Source organism: Vitreimonas sp. (assembly GCF_036392335.1).
GTDB lineage: Bacteria > Pseudomonadota > Alphaproteobacteria > Caulobacterales > Aquidulcibacteraceae > Vitreimonas.
Genome location: NZ_DASVYD010000017.1, coordinates 57,800 through 77,385 on the forward strand (window position 1 = coordinate 57,800; position 19,586 = coordinate 77,385).

Below are 19,586 nucleotides of genomic sequence, written 5' to 3' on the forward strand. Positions count from 1 at the left end.
AATTCCCGCTCGTTTCGCTTGGCTAACGCAAACTAACGTTAGAGCGTGAAAACGGCGGGCTTTTGCAGACCGGCGACCACCGGCGGCGCGGCGTCAAACGCGGTGCGATAGGCCACGGCATCGTCGGCGCGGGTGTAGATTCGCGCCGAACCAGCGGCGCCCTGGCGCACGATTACGCCCAAGCGGCCGCCCGGCGCCAATTGCTCAAGCCACGCATCCGGGACGATTTCGGCCGCGCCGTTCAACAGAATCACATCGTACGGCCCATCATCACGCCAGCCTTCGGCGGCCGCGGTCGTGACGGCCTTTGCATTGGTGAGACCGCATGATTCAAGCGTCGCGCGGGCGCTGAAGGAGAGATCAGGGTTGATGTCGTGCGCCACGACCTCTTTGCAGAGCGTCGCCAACACCGCCGCGCCATACCCCGTTGCACCGGCGACTTCCAGGGCGCGCTCATGCGATTGGGGCGCGAGCGCTTGCAGCAGCTTCGCCAGGTCGCGCGGACGCAGCAGGAAACGGCCCGGGGCAATTTCGACTTCCAGGTCGCCATAGGCGATCGCCCGCTTCTGCGCCGGCACGAAACGCTCGCGCGGCAGCGTCCGCATCGCGTGCGCGATGCGCGGGTCCGTCACGTCCGCCGTGCGAACTTGGCTTTCGACCATCATGTCGCGGGCGCGCGCGAAATCCATGAATCTGCTCCTTATCCGCCCGGTTAAGCCGCCGCGCCGCGAACCGCAAGCGGCGCGGGTGACGCGGGCGCGTCTAACGGCACATATCGTCCCGACCGAGGTCGAAATGCAGATGGTCGCGGTGGGCGCGGTTGTAATCGGGAGAGAGCACGGCCTGAAAGTAATCGCAGGCCCCGTCGCGGACATCGCGTAGGAACCCCCGCTCCGCCGACGACCCGCGCCAACCGGCCGCCACTGCGACCCGCCGCCCGTCGGCCAGGACGAAACCGCCGATATCCACCGCGTTGGCGCTGGCGTGCTCGCTCAGGCGGCCATCACGACGCCCGGCAATGGGGCGGCAAGAATAGGATGAGCCGGCCAGTTCGATCCGAGTGACCGCCTGGCCGAACCGCCGCTGCGCCGCCGGCGACACGACATCCCGCTCCCAAAGCACAAGCGCGGCGGCGACGGCGCACGTGGTGGTCACGGGCTGCGAATAGGCGTGCACGGATTGGGTCAGCGCGACCGCATCCTCATAGCCGCAGCGGCCCTCTTCGCGGTCCGGCAGGCGCACGGTCTCGAAGCCGGCGCCCTCCAGCGCCGCGCGACAGGCCGCGACATCGTCCTGAAACGCAGTGATCTGCGCCGTGCGCAGCGCCGGCGGCATCAAATCCGCCTCTTCCGGCGGCGGCGAGCCGATCAGCAGCAGCAGCATAAGCAGCGCGAGCACGGCCAGAGCCCCCGCCGCCCAGATGCGGGCGCGCTGGTGCTCCTCCTTGGAAGGCGGCGGGATCAGACCAAATATACGCATGGGAGGGTGCGTCCGCCTTGACCGATTCCACCGGACGCGCCTAGGACAACCGCCCTAATGCGGCTGCGCCGTGATGGGCCTCGTGGCGGAGTGGCCACGCAGCGGACTGCAAATCCGTGTACGCCGGTTCGATTCCGGCCGAGGCCTCCACGCCCCTGCAAATAAATTTCCCTACAAAGCAAGACTTTGGCGAGATTGGTGAACGCGGCGTTCGCCATTAATGCTTCCTTTACCGGTTAGGGGGATATTCACCTTGTCTTCCCTTGGAGACACCCCACCATACCCAACGCCTTCGAGGGCCCCGCAAGGGGCCCTCGTTTTCCTTTAGGGCGTGGCTGCGGGCGTGAAAATTCAACTCCACACGGGGCTTTCCCCCCGCACCCGAACTTGGTAGGAAGCGCGCCTTCGCGGGCCAGGGGTTCGCGGCAGAGAATGATCCTCGGTAGCTCAGCGGTAGAGCAATCGACTGTTAATCGATTGGTCGTAGGTTCGAATCCTACCCGGGGAGCCATTCTCCTTTTCGCATCTTTCTAGTGTTGGTTGGTTTCTGAACCCCGCAGGCGACGGCCGGCGGGGTTTTGTTTTGCCCAAGCGAAGGGCATGCGCTGCGACGCTTACGCGCTATGCCGTTAATCTGATTGAGCGCGGGCCCGGGAACCGCCAAGTGTGCGCCGACGGGATGCCATGACCAGCACGGACTCACCCTCGACGCTGCGGCGGCCGACGCGGCAAGTGTCGGACGCGATCGCCGTGGCGCGCGTCCTGTGCATCACCGGCATGGTCTATGCCCACGCCTGGACGGGCTTGAACTACGCCCATCTGGTGGAAGCCGCGCACACCGCCCAGGGCGTGCTGCGTTGGCAGCTGATGGAATTTCTCGGCCGCAGCGCCGTGCCATTGCTCAGCATCGTCGCCGGCTGGCTCGCGGCGAGTTCGGCGCTCAATCAAAATTGGGGAAGCTTCGTCGCCAACAAGGCGCGCACGGTGCTGACGCCGATGCTGCTCTGGAACGGCTTGGCGATTGCGATTGTCGGCGGCCTCGCCTTCGCCGGCCTGCTTGCGGCGCCCGCGCCCACGCATTGGCAGTGGACGCTGCAGGAATTGTTCATTCTCACCGAACCCAGCGACATCAACGTGCAGATGCCATTTCTGCGCGACTTGTTTGTGTGCATGCTGTTCGTGCCGTTCCTGGCGCGGATGCCCTCGCCGGTCCTGTTCGGCATTCTGGCGATTGCGCTGATGTGGAGCATCACCGAGTTCAAATTCATCTTGCTGCTGCGTCCATCGATCCTGGTGTTTCTGTTGATCGGCATGCTGGCGCGCCGCAGCGATCTGGCCGAAACCGTCGCCGCCAAACCGATGTCGCTGCTCGCCACGCTGTTTGTCGCCGTCGGCTGTCTGAAGGCCTGGGTGATGTTCGGCGCAGGCCCGCTGCCACGCGAAGCGCACGCTGGCGCAGACATTCTGTTGCGCGTGGCCGCCGCGGCGTTCTTCTGGCGCGTCGCCTGGGCGATCACGGAGTCGAAGATCGCGACATTCGTCAAGTCGCTCGAGCCCTACATGTTTCTGCTGTTCTGCGCGCACATGATCATGATTTGGCTGTTCGGCCCGCTGATTGGTTTGGTCACCGGCCCGCTCGGCTCGCCGCTCTATCCGATCTTCCTGGTTGCGCAGCCATTCCTTGTGCTGGGCGGCACGATCCTGCTCGGCAACACCCTGGCGCACGTCGCACCCGGCGCGGCGCAAATCCTCAGCGGCGGCCGCATGGCGGGCGAAGCGACTGACCGCGCCGCCTCACGCCAAAGCGCGTAAGTACGCTTGCGGCGCGGCGCGGCGCGCGCCATGACCGCTTCCCATGCACGACGTCATCATCATCGGCGCCGGCCATAACGGCCTCGTTTGCGCGGCCTACCTTGCACAAGCCGGACTCAAAGTGCTCGTGCTCGAACGGCGCGACATCGTTGGCGGCGCCGCGGTGACCGAGGAATTTCACCCAGGCTTCCGCAATTCGGTCGCGAGCTACACCGTCTCGCTGCTGAACCCCAAAGTAATCGCCGACCTCAACCTGCATCGTCACGGTCTGCGCATTGTCGAGCGTAAGGTCTCCAATTTTCTGCCCTTGGCGGACGGGCAATATTTCATGTCCGCACCCGGCGTCACGCAAAGCGAAGTGGCCCGCTTCTCCAAACGGGACGCGGAGCGGCTCCCGGAGTACGAGCGCCGTCTCGAGACAATCGCCGATGTTGTGCGCGGACTCTTGCTGGAGCAGCCGCCGAATCTGGTTGAGCGCGGCCTCGTGCGCGCACTCGAAGAAGGCTTGCGCGCCGCCGAACTTGGCGGACGCCTCAAGAATCTCGACATCACCGCCAAGCGCGACCTACTCGACCTCTTCTCAAAGAGCGCCGGCGATTGGCTGGATGGCTGGTTCGAGAGCGATCCGGTCAAGGCGTTGTTCGGCTTTGACTCCATCGTCGGCAATTATGCGAGCCCCTACACGCCGGGCTCCGCCTATGTGCTGCTGCATCACGTGTTCGGCGAGGTGAATGGCAAGAAAGGGCTATGGGGCCACGCCATCGGCGGCATGGGCGCGATTACGCAGGCGATGGCGGCATGCTGCCGCGAACGCGGCGTGGAAATTCGCACCGGCGTCACTGTGAAAGAGCTCGTGATCGACAACATCGCGCAGATGGCGGGCGGCGTGCGCGTGGGCGAGACTTCGCACGCGCGTGGCGTCGTTACGGCGAAGGGAGAAGTGCTCCGCGCGAAAGCCGTGATCTCGAACCTCAATCCGAAGCTGCTCTACGAGCACATTGTGCCCGAAGGCGCGTTGCCGGCGGATTTCCAGGAGCGCATCACGCGCTATCGCAACGGCTCCGGCACGTTCCGCATGAATGTCGCGCTCTCTGAGCTGCCGCGCTTCACCTCAAAGCCAGAGCCAGGAGACCATCTGACGGCCGGCATCATCATCGCGCCATCGATGCGCTACATGGAGCGCGCCTATGACCACGCGCGCGCCTATGGCTGGTCGCGCGAACCGATCGTGGAGATGCTGATCCCGTCGACGCTGGACGATAGCCTCGCCCCACCGGGGCAGCATGTCGCCAGCCTGTTCTGCCAACACCTGCAGCCGCAACTTTCCGACGGCCGCTCTTGGGACGATCATCGCGACGAGGTAGCCGATCTGATGATCGCCACGGTCGACAAACACGCGCCGGGCTTCGCCAAGAGCGTGCTCGGCCGCCAGATTCTATCGCCGCTCGATTTGGAGCGCACGTTTGGCCTCGTGAACGGCGACATCATGCATGGCGCGCTGTCGCTCGATCAGCTCTTCAGCGCCCGCCCCGTGCTTGGCCACGGCGATTATCGCGCGCCGATCGCCGGCCTCTATATGTGCGGCTCCGGCACGCATCCCGGCGGCGGCGTCACCGGCGCGCCTGGGCACAATGCGGCGAAAGTCGTGGCGCGGGATTTTCGGCGCGGGGTGGTGAGTTAGTCCGCCTCACGCGCAAGCGCCTTGCGCCCTTCACGCAGAGTCTCGTGATAGATTTCGGCGTCGCCATATTCAGCGAAGCCAGAATAGCGGGGATGAGCGCCATAGGCGCGGCGGGCATGCTTGATCGGACACCAATATTGCTCGGTTCGGGCGCCAACCTCACGTACATAAGCAATGACGCCATTCGCATACGAGCAATAGGCGCAGTTCAGCTTTTCAAGCGCATTGAGATATTTGAGGCCGGCGCGATCGAAGATCATGTATTTGCCGCGCTTGACCTGCGGAATGCCATACACGCGGAAACACACCGCTTGATAGAGCGACACCCACAAATCCAAGACGACAAACGGAATGATCAGCGAGTAGATGATCGGCGCGGTCAACACCACAAGCGGGCGCGCGGTGAACACGTAGCGCGCCAAATGCGTGCGCAATTCGGCGTGCCGGCGCGCCACCTCCTGCTCAAACAGCACGCGCCCGCGTTCGATGCCGTAATGCAATCCCGCGCGCCTGCGCGCGAATTCCGCTTCCAGTTCTGTCTCGAGCGTGCGGATGCGTGCGATAAGATCGTCGATGTCTTTAGCCATGGGACGTCGATAGCACGGAAGGGTGCTCAAGGCTTGTCTTCAGGCGCCTCACTCGGCGGCGACGGTTTCCGGCTCTTCGGCTTGGCGTTTCCATAAGCCCGCATAGAGCCCATCCTTGGCGATCAGCGCCGCGTGCGTGCCGCGTTCGACGACGCGGCCGGCCTCTAACACGACGATCTGATCGGCGTTGGCGATGGTGCTTAAGCGGTGCGCCACGACAAGCGTGGTGCGGCCGCGCGAGGCTTCTTCGAGCGCATCTTGCACCTCGGCCTCGGTGCCGCTGTCGAGCGATGAGGTGGCTTCGTCCAGGATCAGGATGGTGGGGTTCTTCAGCACGACGCGGGCGATGCCGACGCGCTGCTTTTCGCCGCCGCTGAGCTTCAGGCCGCGTTCGCCGACGCGCGTATCCCAGCCTTGCGGCAGGCTCTCGATGAAATGCAGCAATTGCGCGCGGCGCGCGGCTTGCTCAAGTTCGATCTGCGTGGCTTCAGGGCGGCCATAGGCGATGTTGTAGCGGATCGTGTCGTTGAACAGCACGACGTCCTGCGGCACGAGGCCAAGCGCGCTGCGCAGACTCGCCTGCGTGACGTCGCGCAAATCCTGACCATCGATGCGTACGCTGCCGCTGGCGGGATCGTAGAAGCGGTAGAGCAGTTTCAGCACCGTGGACTTGCCGGCGCCCGAGGGCCCGACGATCGCCGTGGTTTTGCCGGCGGGCGCGGTGAAGGAGACGCCGTCGAGCCCCTGGTCGCGGCCCTCGTGCGCGAAGCTCACTTGGTCGAACACGACCTCGCCGGCCCCCGGGCGCAGCGCGACCGCATTCGGCGCATCGGCGACGTCCGGCGCTTCATCCAGCAACACGAACATCTTCTCCATGTCGATCGAGGTCTGCTTGATCTCGCGATAGGCGAAGCCCAGGATGTTCAGCGGCGCATAGAGGTTGGTCATGATGAGGATGACCGCGGTGATGTCGCCCGGCCCCATCGGCCCGCGCGCCACCAAGAATCCAGCCGCCAGCACCATCGCCACAAGGCCGACGTTCATCACAAGGTTCTGCAGCACGTTGAGCATGACGAGCGACGTGTTCGACCGCACTGCGGCGTGCGCGTACGACGCCAGCGCCTTGTCGTAGCGCTCGCTTTCACGCGCCTCGGCGGCGAAGCTTTTCACAGTCTCGAAGTTGAGCAGCGAATCCACGGCGCGGCCGGCCGCTTCGCTGTCGGCTTCGTTCATCTCACGGCGATGCTTGAGGCGCCATTCCGTCACGCCGAACGTGATCCAGGCGTAGATCACTACGGTCAGCGCCGCGATCAGCGAGAAATTCCAGCCATATTTGAACCCGAGCACGCCCGCCGCGAGCAGCAATTCGATAATGGTCGGTGCGATGTTGAAGGCGAGGAAGCGGAGCAGAAAGTCGATCGCGCGGACGCCGCGTTCGATGGTGCGATAGACCGAGCCCGTGCGTTTGGATTGGTGGAAGCGCACCGACAGCTTGTGCACATGGGTGAACACGTTGGTACCCGCGCGGCGCTGCGCCTCTTCGCTGATCGGCTGGAAGATCGCATCGCGCAATTGCGGGCCCGCGGTGGAGGCAAAGCGGAGCGCGGCCCAAAAGCCGGCCAAGCCGATGAAGGCTTGCAGCGCGCCGCCCGCGTCGCCTTCGCTCAGCCGGTTGATGCCGTCCGCCAGCACCAGGGGCGAGAAGACGGCGAGCACCTTGCCGAGCAGCGTCAACAGCAGCGACGCCCACAGCCGCAGGCGGTACCCTGGACCCTCGAGACCGCCGATCAGCCACATCAGCCGCGCGATCGTCCTCAGGATCGGCGGCGACGCGTCGGCCGCGACCTCCGGCTGCCCAACCTGCCTATGCTCACCACGCGCCATATGGAACAATCCCTGAAGCTTCGGACTTAGGCGCGCTAGTTTTCGCCTGCAATGCGCCGTATTGGCTAAGTGTGATGAGCCCCATGGCCGATTCCAGTGCGCCCGGCGCCAAAGTCCGCTCCGTGTGCGTGTATTGCGGTTCGTCGGAGACGACGAAGCCCGAATATCTCGATCTCGCGACACGATTTGGCGCGGCGCTGGCGGCGCGCGGCCTACGCTTGGTCTATGGCGGCGGCGGCGTGGGCCTGATGGGCCGCTGCGCCAAAGCCGCGGCCGCGGCCGGCGGCGAGGTGCTCGGCATCATGCCGCATTTCCTGGAGCAGCGTGAGCGCGTGTTCGACGCGGTGCCGCATCGCCTTGTCGACACCATGCACGAGCGCAAGCACATCATGTTCGAGGAATCCGACGCGTTCGTGGTGCTGCCGGGCGGCATCGGCACACTGGAGGAAGCGGTGGAAACGCTCTCCTGGCGCCGGCTGGATCTGCACTTCAAGCCGGTCGTCTTCCTGGCCGAGGACGACTTCTGGGACCCGTTTTTCCATTTGATTCAGCATACGGTGGAAGCCAACCTGACGCCGGCCAGTTTCCACGAAGCTGTCGCCAACGTGCGCAGCATTGAAGATTGTTTCGCCGCGCTTCGCGTCTCGGCCCCAGTTTGAACTATCGGTTAACGACGCTGCGTTAGCGTCCGCTGGAATTCAGGGGCGGTGATGAGTTTTGGGAAGAAGCCACCGGCCGCGCCGCAATCGTCGCCGACGCCTATGGCGCCTCCGGCGCACACGGACGCCTATGGCCGACGCCGGATCATCCCCGATGAAGTCTGGGACGGACCCCACGGTCAATCGCTGCGCGCGATGGGGCTCAGTCCCGACGACGAAAGCAATCTCGTGCCCAACGAAGCGTCGATCGCCGCGCGCATCGAAGAAGGCCGCGCGCGCCACGAAGAGCGCAATGCGCTGGCGCAGCGCAATATCGAGGCGCGCCTGGCCGGTGCGAAGGTTCGCCCCTTCTTCCTGATCCCCGATCCGTGCTGGAATGGCGCGACGGGCGTATTTTTGATGACGTCGCTGGACCTTTATCCGTACGACGATTGGAACGTGATGTATTTGGCCGCGGATGAGCGCACCGCTTTGGTGGCCGATATCGCCATGCATCCCAACGGCAACGTGCCGGCTTTCGTGGAGGCCGCGGCCAAATTCATGGTGCGCGCGCAAGAGCAGATGAGCAAAGCGCTTGAGGCGGCCAGCATCAGCCACGATTTCGCCGCCTATCACACCACACGCGACGACGTGCAAATGCGCGTCAAGGCGCTGGCGATGCAATTCTCACGGACGCTCATCGAAGCGTGGGAGAAAAACGGCCCTGCGGGCCGCAGCCTCTAGGCTTGTAAGAAAGTCGCCCCGCCCCCGACTATAGGGTCATGGCTGGAAACCCCGATCAGGATGCGCGCTATCTCGCCGCCGCCGCCGAATTTGGCGGGGCGCTCCAGCGTTTGGCCTGCGCCATGGAGGCGAACCCGGAACGTCGACGCGATCTGCTACAGGACATGCATGTCGCGCTCTGGCGCAGCATGACCACATTCGACGGGCGCTGCGCCTTGCGCACGTGGGTTTACCGCGTCGCGCATAATGTGGCCGCCAGCCATGTCGGCCGCGAACGACGCACCCGGGCTGGCGCGGTCTCATTGGACGAAATCGACCATCTGCCCGACGGGCGCGATCTGCGCGACGAACACGAAACCAGCGACGCGCTCGAACGCCTGCATATGCTGATCCGGGCGCTAAAGCCGCCGGATCGGCAGATCATCACGCTTTACCTCGAAGGCGTCGACGCCGCCGCCATCGCGGATATCACGGGTCTCAGCGCCGGCGCCGTCGCGACGCGCATCTCACGCGTGAAGACCATCCTCGCCCAACGCTTCAACGATCTTGCCGCGAGCGCATCCCATGACTGATCGCGATCCCCTCCAAGAACTCTGGACCAATCAAGCGCAGGAGCCGTTCACCATGAGCCTAGCCGACATCCGCGCGCGCGCCACCCGCTTTCAGGCGCGCATTCGTTGGCGCAACGCTACCGAATATGCCGCAAGCATCTTCGTGATCGCTTGCTTTGGCTGGTTTGCGGTCACCATCCCTTCTCCAATCGTGCAATTGGGCGCGGCGATGATCGTGCTGGGCACGCTCTATGTGTGCTGGAAGCTCTACACCTTGGCGCGCGCCAAGACGGCGGACGAGACCGACCAAGCTCAAGCCTGGGCGGAGTTTCACCGCAGCGAATTGCAGCGCCAGCGCACGGCGTTGGACACGGTATGGCGCTGGTATCTTGCGCCGCTCGCGCCGGGCTTGCTGGTGTTCCTGGCGGGCGCCACGTTTGCGCCGGACTCGCCGGCGCCGTTGCCAGCGCGCGCGATCCTGTTCGGCCTTAGCGTTTGCTTCGCGGGCGCTGTGTTCGCCGGCGTGGCCTGGTTGAACAAGCAAGCCGTGAAGACGCTCGACCGCGAAATCGCTGCGCTCGATCAGATACGCGCGGTCTAAGCTCAGGCCGACTGCCCCAGCAGCCGCTTGCGGGCGCGGTCTTCGCCGATCAGCGGGAAGAGCGCGGCCATCTCCGGGCCGTGATCCATGCCGGTCAGCGCTTGGCGGAGCGGCATGAAGAGCGCCTTGCCCTTCGCGCCGGTCTTCTCCTTCACGGCGCTGGTGAAGGCGCTCCATGAGGTCGCATCATAAGGCCCTTTCGGCAGCACATCGGCCGCCGCTTGTGCGAACGCGGCGTCGGGAACGACGGGCGAGATCGGGCCGTCGACGATCTTGGCCCATTCCTTCACGTCCGGCAGCAGCACGAGGTTCGCGCGGACCGCGTTCCAGAACGCTTCGCCCTTGTCAGCGCCGAGCTTCGCCAAACGATCCTTCACGGTCGCGTATTCGTATTGATGCAATAGCGCCGCGTTCACGCGCTTGAGCTCTTCGGGATCGAAGCGCGCCGGCGCGCGGCCGATTTTTTCGAAGGCAAATTCGGACGCCAATTGCTCCAAGCTGGTGCGCGCCTCCACGGGATCGGAGGTGCCAATCTTGGCGAGATGCGAGAGGATGGTCATCGGCTCATAGCCCTCGGCCGCCAATTCGCTGACGCCGAGCGAACCGATGCGCTTCGACAGCGCATTGCCGTCGGCGCCGACCAGCAGCGGGAAGTGGCCGAACGCCGGAACGTCACCGCCCAAGGCTTCGAAGATTTCGATTTGCACGCCTGAGTTCGTGACGTGGTCTTCACCCCGCACGATGTGCGTGATCTTGAAGTCGATGTCGTCCACCACGCTCGGCAGTGTGTAGAGGAAGGCGCCATCTTCGCGGATGAGCACGGGATCGGAGAGCGAGCCGGTGTCGATCGATTGCGGCCCGCGCACGAGATCGACCCAATCCTTGCGCGCGCCGGAAAGCTTGAAACGCCAGTGCGGCTTGCGGCCTTCGGCCTCGAGCTTGGCGCGATCGGACCCGGTGAGCTTCAGCGCGGCGCGATCATAGATGGGCGGCTTGTTGGTCGCTTGGGCGATCTTGCGCTTACGATCGAGTTCGTCTTCCGTCTCGTAGCAGGGATAGAGCAAGCCTGCGGCCTTCAACTTTTCCGCCGCCTTCTCGTAGACATCGAAGCGATGCGATTGATTGGCGCGCTCGCTCCACGGCAAGCCCAGCCACGCCAGATCGTCGACGATGCTCTGCTCGAATTCCTTGGTCGAGCGGGCAATATCGGTGTCGTCGATCCGCAGCAGCACCTGCCCGCCCTCGCGGACGGCAAACAGCCAATTCATCAACGCCGTACGGACATTGCCGACATGGATGCGGCCCGTGGGCGACGGGGCGAAACGGAGACGGATGGACATTGTTTTAGGTTTCTGGGCTTTGGACTTCTGGTCGCGGGAAGGGCCGGGTTATGCGGCGCGCCGGCTGGAAATGTCCAGCGCTGGGCCGCCCTAGGGCTGCAGCCCGGCCGGTTTGGCTTGGCCAGATGTTGTTTTCGGTTAGAAAAGCTCCTACGTCCCGCGCCCGCAAAGCGCCCCTCTACCTTTCGCCAAACAGGACAGGCCGGCCAATAACCGGTCCACGCACGACATGAGCCAACGCCTCTTCCAAGCCTATGTGATGGTCGATTGGAGCGCTGCTTCCAAGCCGACGACCGGTCCGGATTCGATCTGGGTCGGCGTGCTGAAGCGCAATGTGCGTTTCCAGATGGCGTTTGAGTCGCACAATCCCGCCACCCGCGCCGACGCGGAAAAACTGCTCGCCAATGTGCTCGACGATCTGAGGCGCAAGGGCGAGCGCACGCTTGTGGGCTTCGACTTCCCGCTCGGCTTTCCGCGCGGCACGGCGGCGGCATTGCAGCTGGCCGGCGAGCCTTGGCGCGCGCTGATCGATTTCGCGGCCAAGGAAGTGAAGGACAAGCCCGACAATACGAACAATCGCTTTCAAGTCGGCGCCAAGATGAACCGGCTGATGACGGGCGAGGCGTTCCCGTTCTGGGGCGCGCCCGCGCGCGACGAGCAGACGATGCTCTCGGCCAAGCGCCCGCGCGAGCATGGCGACGGCGATCTGCCGGAATTCCGTTTGGCGGAGCAAGCGATCAAGGGCCCCTCCTCGATTTGGAAGCTCTATTATCAAGGGTCCGTCGGCGGTCAGGCGCTGACGGGTCTGCCCGTGATCAAGCGCTTGGCCGAGAAGCGCGCGGCGAGACTGTGGCCGTTCGAAACCGGCTGGAAGCCGTTGACGCCGTCCGATCTCTCGGAGGTCGAGTGCGTGTTCGCGGAAATCTATCCGAGCCAATTCGGCGCCAAGCCCGCGGCGGGCGAGATCAAGGATCAAGCGCAGGTCCGCACAGCGTGCGAGCGCTTCAATGCGCTCGATGACAAGGGCCAGCTCGCGGCGATGTTTGGCCCGGCGAAGGATGATCCGCGTCGTGAGATCGTGGAGCGCGAGGAAGGCTGGATCCTGGGCGCGCCAGCTTAAGCGCTGGCGCTGACCTCGGCTGGCAAGCGCTTGCGCAGGAAAGACCAGCGCAGCAGCAGCACGCCTCCGCTCAGCACGCTCGACCAGAAGATCGCAAACAACAGCCCTGCCACGCCCATGCCTTCGTGCTCGGCCAGCCAATAGCCGATAATCGGCATGGCCACGGCGTAGGCAAGAATGTGGCTGAAGGTCGGAAACCAATTGTCGCCGCGCGCGCGCAGGCCATAGGCGACGACCACCTGGGTGCCGTCCGGCAAGAGCGCGATCGCGCATATCCACACAAGCGACGCGATCAACGCCGCGAGCGCCAAGTCGGCCGTATAAACGCGGCTGATGGGTTCGGCGAACATCAGCAACGCGACCGCCGCGATCAGCATGCCGATGGCGTTCAGCGCGATGCCGGTCCAGCCCGCCTTCACCACGTCGTCCGGCGCGCGCCGTCCCACCGCTTCAGATACAAGCACGGCGGTCGCCGCGCCGATGCCCAGCGCGATCATGAACACGAAGGCCATCAGATTGAGCAAAATCTGATACGCGGACACGACTTCCGCGCCGATGCGGCCTGCGATCACCGTCATCGCTGAGAAGGCGCCCGCTTCGACGGCTTGGCTGACGGCCGCGGCAATACCGACGGCCAGCAGCGCGCGATAGCTTGGGCCTTCGCCGCCGCTTTTACGCACGCCGTAGCGCGCGTGCTCGCGTAGGAAATAGATGCAGAGGAGCAGCGCGCCGGCGAGAAATACGCGCGCGCCCACTGTCGCCCAGGCGGAGCCTATCGCGCCGTGCTCAGGCACCCACCACAGATTCAAGACGAGGTTCACGCCGTTGGCGAGCCACATGATCGCGGTCGAAATGCCCGGCTTCTTGATCGCTTCGAGAAAGTACGTGCCGGCGATGTACATGAGGTGCAGCGGGATCGAGAACGCGAGCACCGCCATCACCGGCGTCGACGGCGCTGCGAGCGCTTCCTCGATGCCGAAGATCGTGAAGAGATTTTTGCCGGCGCCCCACATGGCCAGCGCCGAGACGAGACCCGCGACCAGCGCCAGCACCAAACCGCGCCGCAACGCCACGCCCGCGCCTTCGGGATTACCCTCGCCGAGCGAACGCGCCGCAAGCACTTGCACGCCTTGCAGCAGCCCGATCGCGGCCACCAAGAACACAGCCGTCGGCGCCCAGCCGAGCGCCTGGTGCGGCAGTTCGCCCGGCGCCAATTGGCCGACAACGATGACGTCCACCAACGCCATGCCGATAATGCCCAGACGCGCGAGCGCGGTCGGGCCGGCGATGCGCAGCAACGGCGCGACGTAGGAGCGTGAACTCGACATGGGGACGCGCCGTTTAGCCGAACCCCGCGACTCGGTCGAGGCTTAAGCGGCGGATTGCTGCGCCGCGGCGGGTTTCAAACCGCGATAAAGATAGGACGAAAGCCCGGCTTCGAGGGAGGAGAAGACCGCGAATGTGATGAAGGTCGTGACCAGGACATAGGCGATAAACACGACAGGGTTGCTCTGCGCCGCCGCCGCAGTGGCCACCGGATCCATCGCGTTAATGCCGGCAACACTCGCCACAACGTAATCGAGCGCGCTGACCAGCACGTAGGCCGGCCCCAGCAGCAGGAGCCGCGCGGCGGTGATGCGCAGCATCGAGCCCTTGGTCCATGCCCATGTCTCAAAGGTGAGAATCCGGCCGGCATCGACGCTCGCCGGCGCGGCGAGATAAAGTCGCGACGTCAGCAGCACCCAGACAATCGCGTAGAACAGCATGAAGCTTACAACTGCGCCTGGCTGCTCCTGGACGAAGCGGGTCATGATGGAAATAACCGCACCTTCATCGGAGCCCGCGTTCTGCAGATCGGCCACGTACGGCGCCATCGGCCCGGCGAACAAGGCGATCATGCCAGGGATCAACAGCACGAACATGACGATGAACATGAAGAAACCGACGACCGCCATCGACGCCCACACGCGAAAGCCGTCCGCGCCGAGGCGCTGCCGCACGTTCGCCGCGATGCCGAGCGCCGCGGCCACGAAGACGGCATAAACAAGAGCGCGGACGAACGTGCTCCCGATCGTGGTCAAGAAGCCCAACGGGGGGACGAAAAGCGCAAGAGCCGTCACCACGGCGAGCGCCGCCGCGCCAATCGCCGACGCCGTTAGCACGAGCCGCCTATGGGCGCGCACGCTCGCCAGAGCCGCGCCGACGCTTTCCTGAATTGGCACCTTGCCGCCTTCGGCCATGATTTTCTCCCTTGCGGAGCGCTTATGCCTGGATTTGGCGCGGGCGGCGAGGCTTGAAGGGCGGGCGTCGGCGCGGCATGTGATCGCCATGAAACCTGTTCACGTCGTCGGCGGTGGTATGGCCGGATCGGAAGCCGCTTGGGCGCTGGCGAATGCTGGCGTGCCGGTGGTGCTGCACGAGATGCGGCCGGTGGTGAAAACCGACGCGCACCATACGGACAAGTTCGCGGAACTCGTGTGTTCCAATTCGTTCCGCAGCGATGATTGGCGCGGCAATGCTGTGGGCCTGCTGCACGAAGAGATGCGGCGCTTGGGCTCGCTGGTGATGGCCAGCGCCGTCCCCGCGCAGGTGCCGGCGGGCAGTGCGCTGGCGGTGGATCGCGATGTGTTCAGCAACGCCGTGACGGCCGCGCTGACAGCGCATCCGCTCATCACGGTGTCGCGCGAGGAAGTGCGTTCGCTCGACGCTCTCTTATCTTCCCCCGCTTGCGGGGGAAGTGTCATGAGCGAAGCGAATGACGAAGGGGGAAGTGATCCCGCTTCACAACTGCCCCCTTCGTCTCGCGCTGCGCGCGATCCACTTCCCCCGCACGCGGGGGAAGATGATTCCGTCATCTTCGCCACCGGCCCACTCACCTCGCCTGCGCTTGCGGACTCCATCCGCAGCCTCACCGGCGAAGACTCCCTCGCTTTCTTCGACGCCATCGCGCCGATCGTGCATGCGGACTCGATCAATTTCGACATCGCCTGGAAGCAATCGCGTTACGACAAAGAAGGCCCCGGCGGCGACAAGGCCGCTTACGTCAATTGCCCGATGGATAAGGAGCAATACGAAGCCTTCATCGCCGCGCTCAATGCCGGCGCGAAGACAGAGTTCAAGGACTGGGAAAAGAACACGCCCTATTTCGAAGGCTGCTTGCCGATCGAAGTAATGGCCGAACGCGGGTCGGAGACTTTGCGCTTCGGGCCGATGAAGCCTGTCGGCTTGATGGACGCGCGCACTGGCAAGCGGCCTTACGCGGTGGTGCAGCTGCGCCAAGACAACAAGCTCGGCACGCTGTTCAACATGGTCGGCTTCCAGACCAAGCTGAAATACGGCGCGCAAGAAGAGATCTTCCGCATGATCCCCGGCCTTGAGAACGCGCGCTTCGCACGTCTCGGCGGCATCCATCGCAACACGTTTTTGAACTCGCCGCGCCTGCTCGATTCAACATTGCGTTTGAAGGCCGAACCGCGCGTGCGCTTCGCCGGCCAAGTGACGGGCGTTGAAGGCTATGTCGAAAGCGCTGCGATGGGCATGCTCGCCGGGCGCTTCGCCGCCGCCGAACGCTTGGGCCGCGCGATCGAGCCGCCGCCGCACACAACCGCACTCGGCGCCTTGGTCGTCCACGTCACCGGCGGACATATCACCGACGGCAAAGGCTCTTTCCAGCCGATGAACGTAAACTTCGGCTTGTTTCCCCCGATCGACGCGCCGACGCACGGGCCTGATGGGAAAAGGCTCAAAGGCGAAGAGCGTGGCCGCGCGAAGAAGCTGGCGCTGGCGGAGCGGGCGTTGGCGGATTTGGCGGGGTGGTTGGACGGCGCCTCACTGCGCTGACGACGGAGCTATCCCCTCACCCTGCCCTCTCCCCTCTCGGGGAGAGGGTTCTTTAGCTCAACCCCCACCAACAGCGGACGGCGTTCACTCCGTCGTTCCCTCTCCCCGAGAGGGGAGAGGGTTAGGGTGAGGGTTGGCGCAGGGCTTCGAGGATAAGCGCAGAAGCCGCACTCGCATCTGAAAGCACAAGCGTGTCGCGTATGCGCAGCACACGCCGGCCGAGCGCGTTCAGTATCCGCGTGCGCTCGGCATCGTATTCGATCTGATCAGCGAGATCGTGAGAAGCGCCATCGATCTCAACGATCAACTTTGCTTCCATGCACGCGAAATCCGCGATGTAGCGGCTGATTGGACGTTGTCGGCGAAATTTGAAGCCAAGGCGATTGTCGCGGACTATGTCCCAGAGGGAGCGTTCGGCTTGCGACAGCTGTTTACGCATGCCGCGTGCGCGGTCGCGGAGCGTGCCTTTGCTTGGCAACGACGGAGTCATCCCTCACCCTGCCCTCTCCCCTTTCGGGGAGAGGGTTCTTTAAATCAGCCCCGCCAGCGGGCTCGACGGATCAGCGTATTTCTTCTTCCCCATCCGCCCGGCGAGATAGGCTTCACGCCCCGCGATCACGGCGTGCTTCATGGCTTTCGCCATGCGGATTGGGTCTTTCGCTTCGGCGATGGCGGTGTTCATCAGCACGCCGTCGACGCCCAGCTCCATCGCGATCGCTGCATCGCTTGCGGTGCCGACGCCGGCGTCCACGATCACCGGCACGCGCGCTTGCTCCACGATCAAGCGAATGCCGACAGGATTTTGCACGCCAAGCCCCGAACCAATTAGCGAGCCCAGCGGCATGATCGCGACGCAGCCCGCATCCTCAAGCTTGCGCGCGTAAACCGGATCGTCGCTGCAATAGACCATCACAGAGAAGCCCTCGGCGACGAGCACTTTCGCGGCCTTCAGCGTCTCTTCCATGTCGGGATAGAGCGTCTTCTGATCGGCCAGCACTTCAAGCTTCACCAGCTTCCAATCGCCCGCCTCGCGCGCGAGCCTGAGCGTGCGCAACGCATCGTCGGCGGTGAAGCAGCCGGCGGTGTTAGGCAGAAACTCCACCTTCTTCGGATCGATGTGATCGGTGAGCCGTTCCTTGGTCGGATCACTCAAATTCACCCGCCGCACCGCAACCGTGACAATCTCCGCCCCGCTCGCCTCAAGTGCGGCCGCGTTTTCCGCGTACGACTTATATTTGCCGGTGCCGATGATGAGGCGCGAGGAATAGCTCTTGCCGGCGATGGTGAGGGTATCAGTCATGGTTTTCTATCCATCGCGAAGCATGCATCGCGCAACATCTCAATGGCTTTCCACTTTTCTTGAGCTTTGTCGGGATCAAGTTCGGCGGCAAACCTTGCGCGTTCGTCGGGCTCAAGCGCGCTGGCTATAAGAACGGCACTCTCGTGAAAGCCCGCAAGAGCAGCGGCCTTCGCGGCTAGCGCACTCGGCTGCGCCCCGGACTCTAAGAGGCGACGAACAAAGCCTGCTGGCGCTGTGCGGGCGCCATTGCGAATTGCTTGCAGTGAACGGACGCCCCTATCGAACAGAAACTCCGCCGTGTCGATTCGACCAAGAGCGAGGGCAAAATCTAGTGCGTTCCCATCTGCTCGCAGACGCTGCTGGAAGGAGCACCCAAGGGACTCCAAGCGAAGCAATTGTCCGCGATCATCGCGCTCTATGGCGTCGCGCATCGCCAGGCGACAATGGCGAGGCTTGACCGCCAGCGAGCCATTGGCCAACGCGCTCGGCCAATCGACGACAGCATCCCGCACAAGCTCTCGCAACCGCTCGCTCAAGTCACGGTCTTCGCCGTCAATTTTCTCCACGATTGCGGCAAGGTTGCCGCCCATCGCGAACTTGTCTTCTGTGGCAGCAAAGGGATCACTCGCAAGGTCGAGACGGCGAAATAGAGAAGGCAAGTTATCTGCAATCCGACCGGCGCGGTCGTCGTTGAGTCTCAACACCCACGCAGGCGGAAGCCCATGCATCCACGCGTGGACAGAGCCGTAATCGGGGCCAGGCTCAACACAGATGTAAAGGCGATCGGCATATTCAAAGCCGCCAAACGGCAGATAGCCCAACCGCCCGTCAAAATTCTGGCCGTGTTCGTGCGCGACCTCTTCGGCGAGTTCCAGTTCGTATTCGATCCACCCCGTCAGGTCCCGATACCCGTCGCTTCCCGGGTAGAACAGTTCCGTGAACGAGAATTCGACGATCGCGTCGCCAAGCTCAATCTCTAGATCGTAGTCGACCGATCCGCCGAATGAGGCGCGCCAGAGTAGTTTCAGCTCGTCGGGCAACTCACCCCGACAATGACCCTCAACTTTTGAGATTAACTCGTCGGTGATCCCGGGCTGAGCGTCATAGATCAACCGGTCCTGGTAGATGACTAGACCAAATCGCCGCGCGCGATTGCTCAGATCCTCAGCCGAGTCGTTCGGGGGCATGTCGTCACCCGCCCCCCACAAACTGGACGATTTCCAGCTGGTCCCCGTCTTGCAGAGCGGTGCTGGCCCAGAGGCTCTTGGGGGCGATCTCGCGGTTGCGTTCGACGGCCACGCGGGCGCCCTCGATCTCCAGGGAGGCGAGCAGATCGGCGATGGTCGCCGAATCGGGCGCCTCGCGCATTTCTCCGTTGACCGTCAGACGCATAAGCCTTCCTATCCGCCCCGACTTAAAGCCCCCCCGGGCCGGGTTCAACGCCCGCCACCCACCAGCCGCGCAAAGGGACCATGCCGGACCGGAAACCGATCTACGTGCTTAACGGCCCTAATCTCAATCTGTTAGGCACGCGCGAACCGCACATCTACGGCCACGCCACCCTGGCCGATATTGAGCAAGCCTGCGTCGCGCGGGCGGGCCAATTGGGCTTTGCCGTCGAATTCCGCCAGTCGAACATCGAGGGCGAATTGGTGAATTGGCTGCAAGAAGCCCGCGACAAGGCGGGCGCGGTTGTTCTAAACGCCGGCGCCTACACCCACACCTCGGTCGCTCTCCATGACGCGATCAAGGCCATCTCCATTCCGGTGATCGAAACCCACCTCTCCAACCCCGCAACGCGTGAAGACTTCCGTCACGTTTCGTTAGTGGGCAAAGCCGCAAAGGGCGTGATCGCCGGCTTTGGGGCGACCTCGTATCTACTAGCCATCGAGGCGGCAGCCTTGTTGGCGAATGAAAGCAAAGGCGCGTGAGCAGGAAACCGCAGACAATGAGCGATAAGAAGACTCAAGCGATCGATCCCGATCTTGTGCGCGAATTGGCCTCGATCC

20 protein-coding genes and 2 tRNA genes are annotated in these 19,586 nt (G+C 63.9%); 11 read left to right on the top strand and 11 right to left on the bottom strand.

Features of this window, described 5'->3' with window-relative positions; genetic code table 11:
* Positions 1-38: 38 nt before the first annotated feature.
* Both VF769_RS03725 and VF769_RS03730 read right to left on the bottom strand, forming a co-directional pair.
* Positions 39-689 carry a protein-L-isoaspartate O-methyltransferase gene (locus tag VF769_RS03725; protein WP_331007025.1) on the bottom strand — a complete coding sequence of 217 codons (651 nt, stop codon included), beginning with the start codon at positions 687-689 and terminating at the stop codon, positions 39-41.
* A 73-nt stretch (positions 690-762) separates the two neighbouring features.
* Complete coding sequence (locus tag VF769_RS03730; RefSeq protein ID WP_331007026.1) at positions 763-1,479, bottom strand: extensin family protein; 717 nt, start codon at positions 1,477-1,479, stop codon at positions 763-765.
* Between the two features lie 76 nt (positions 1,480-1,555).
* Here VF769_RS03730 and VF769_RS03735 point away from each other — a divergent pair.
* The 4 genes from VF769_RS03735 (at position 1,556) to VF769_RS03750 (ending at position 4,972) form a co-directional block, all read left to right on the top strand.
* Positions 1,556-1,629: transfer RNA gene (locus VF769_RS03735), tRNA-Cys, on the top strand.
* Between the two features lie 286 nt (positions 1,630-1,915).
* Positions 1,916-1,990, top strand: a tRNA-Asn gene (locus VF769_RS03740).
* Positions 1,991-2,163: 173 nt separating this feature from the next.
* Positions 2,164-3,291, top strand: a complete 1,128-nt coding sequence (locus tag VF769_RS03745; RefSeq protein WP_331007027.1) for an acyltransferase — start codon at positions 2,164-2,166, stop codon at positions 3,289-3,291.
* Between the two features lie 43 nt (positions 3,292-3,334).
* Positions 3,335-4,972: an NAD(P)/FAD-dependent oxidoreductase gene (locus VF769_RS03750; RefSeq protein ID WP_331007028.1), complete on the top strand. Its 1,638-nt coding sequence runs from the start codon at positions 3,335-3,337 to the stop codon at positions 4,970-4,972.
* Here the strand turns inward: VF769_RS03750 and VF769_RS03755 are convergent.
* The gene (locus tag VF769_RS03755) at positions 4,969-5,559 is read right to left on the bottom strand and encodes a hypothetical protein (protein ID WP_331007029.1); all 591 of its coding nucleotides are present in this window, start codon (positions 5,557-5,559) and stop codon (positions 4,969-4,971) included. The two genes, VF769_RS03750 and VF769_RS03755, sit on opposite strands and share 4 nt — an antisense overlap.
* A gap of 48 nt (positions 5,560-5,607) precedes the next feature.
* Positions 5,608-7,443: an ABC transporter ATP-binding protein/permease gene (locus tag VF769_RS03760; RefSeq protein WP_331007030.1), complete on the bottom strand. Its 1,836-nt coding sequence runs from the start codon at positions 7,441-7,443 to the stop codon at positions 5,608-5,610.
* An 83-nt stretch (positions 7,444-7,526) separates the two neighbouring features.
* On the opposite strand from VF769_RS03760, the gene VF769_RS03765 reads away from it, so the two are divergent.
* The 4 genes from VF769_RS03765 to VF769_RS03780 are packed head-to-tail and all read left to right on the top strand — an operon-like array spanning position 7,527 to position 9,977.
* Complete coding sequence (locus VF769_RS03765; protein ID WP_331007031.1) at positions 7,527-8,102, top strand: TIGR00730 family Rossman fold protein; 576 nt, start codon at positions 7,527-7,529, stop codon at positions 8,100-8,102.
* A 51-nt stretch (positions 8,103-8,153) separates the two neighbouring features.
* Positions 8,154-8,825: a hypothetical protein gene (locus VF769_RS03770; RefSeq protein ID WP_331007032.1), complete on the top strand. Its 672-nt coding sequence runs from the start codon at positions 8,154-8,156 to the stop codon at positions 8,823-8,825.
* 38 nt (positions 8,826-8,863) lie between these two features.
* On the top strand, positions 8,864-9,397 hold the full coding sequence (locus VF769_RS03775; protein ID WP_331007033.1) for an RNA polymerase sigma factor: 534 nt from the start codon (positions 8,864-8,866) through the stop codon (positions 9,395-9,397).
* Positions 9,390-9,977 carry a hypothetical protein gene (locus tag VF769_RS03780; protein WP_331007034.1) on the top strand — a complete coding sequence of 196 codons (588 nt, stop codon included), beginning with the start codon at positions 9,390-9,392 and terminating at the stop codon, positions 9,975-9,977. The genes VF769_RS03775 and VF769_RS03780 overlap by 8 nt, the downstream gene beginning before the upstream one ends.
* Positions 9,978-9,979: 2 nt before the next feature.
* Here VF769_RS03780 and gltX read toward each other — a convergent pair whose 3' ends face one another.
* Positions 9,980-11,317, bottom strand: coding sequence for a glutamate--tRNA ligase (gltX, locus tag VF769_RS03785; RefSeq protein ID WP_331007035.1), 1,338 nt, complete (start codon positions 11,315-11,317; stop codon positions 9,980-9,982).
* Positions 11,318-11,546: 229 nt separating this feature from the next.
* On the opposite strand from gltX, the gene VF769_RS03790 reads away from it, so the two are divergent.
* Positions 11,547-12,437 (top strand): cobalamin biosynthesis protein CbiG, encoded by an 891-nt coding sequence (locus VF769_RS03790; protein ID WP_331007036.1) that lies wholly within the window; start codon positions 11,547-11,549, stop codon positions 12,435-12,437.
* On the opposite strand, the gene VF769_RS03795 is transcribed toward VF769_RS03790, so the two are convergent.
* A complete protein-coding gene (locus VF769_RS03795) occupies positions 12,434-13,765 on the bottom strand; it encodes an MATE family efflux transporter (protein WP_331007037.1) in 1,332 nt (443 codons plus the stop codon). The two genes, VF769_RS03790 and VF769_RS03795, sit on opposite strands and share 4 nt — an antisense overlap.
* Before the next feature lie 42 nt (positions 13,766-13,807).
* Positions 13,808-14,677: a hypothetical protein gene (locus VF769_RS03800; protein ID WP_331007038.1), complete on the bottom strand. Its 870-nt coding sequence runs from the start codon at positions 14,675-14,677 to the stop codon at positions 13,808-13,810.
* Positions 14,678-14,765: 88 nt separating this feature from the next.
* Between VF769_RS03800 and trmFO the strand changes: the two genes are divergently transcribed.
* Positions 14,766-16,277, top strand: coding sequence for a methylenetetrahydrofolate--tRNA-(uracil(54)-C(5))-methyltransferase (FADH(2)-oxidizing) TrmFO (gene trmFO / locus VF769_RS03805; RefSeq protein WP_331007039.1), 1,512 nt, complete (start codon positions 14,766-14,768; stop codon positions 16,275-16,277).
* A gap of 121 nt (positions 16,278-16,398) precedes the next feature.
* On the opposite strand, the gene VF769_RS03810 is transcribed toward trmFO, so the two are convergent.
* From VF769_RS03810 to thiS, 4 genes are read right to left on the bottom strand one after another with little or no spacing between them, the layout of a single operon-like run.
* Positions 16,399-16,767, bottom strand: coding sequence for an endonuclease domain-containing protein (locus tag VF769_RS03810; protein ID WP_331007040.1), 369 nt, complete (start codon positions 16,765-16,767; stop codon positions 16,399-16,401).
* Between the two features lie 39 nt (positions 16,768-16,806).
* Positions 16,807-17,577, bottom strand: coding sequence for a thiazole synthase (locus VF769_RS03815; protein ID WP_331007041.1), 771 nt, complete (start codon positions 17,575-17,577; stop codon positions 16,807-16,809).
* Complete coding sequence (locus tag VF769_RS03820; protein WP_331007042.1) at positions 17,574-18,764, bottom strand: SMI1/KNR4 family protein; 1,191 nt, start codon at positions 18,762-18,764, stop codon at positions 17,574-17,576. Before VF769_RS03820 ends, VF769_RS03815 begins: the two co-directional genes overlap by 4 nt.
* Positions 18,765-18,768: 4 nt before the next feature.
* Positions 18,769-18,969 carry a sulfur carrier protein ThiS gene (gene thiS / locus VF769_RS03825; protein ID WP_331007043.1) on the bottom strand — a complete coding sequence of 67 codons (201 nt, stop codon included), beginning with the start codon at positions 18,967-18,969 and terminating at the stop codon, positions 18,769-18,771.
* An 80-nt stretch (positions 18,970-19,049) separates the two neighbouring features.
* On the opposite strand from thiS, the gene aroQ reads away from it, so the two are divergent.
* The gene (gene aroQ / locus VF769_RS03830) at positions 19,050-19,508 is read left to right on the top strand and encodes a type II 3-dehydroquinate dehydratase (RefSeq protein ID WP_331007044.1); all 459 of its coding nucleotides are present in this window, start codon (positions 19,050-19,052) and stop codon (positions 19,506-19,508) included.
* Positions 19,509-19,586 lie beyond the last annotated feature (78 nt).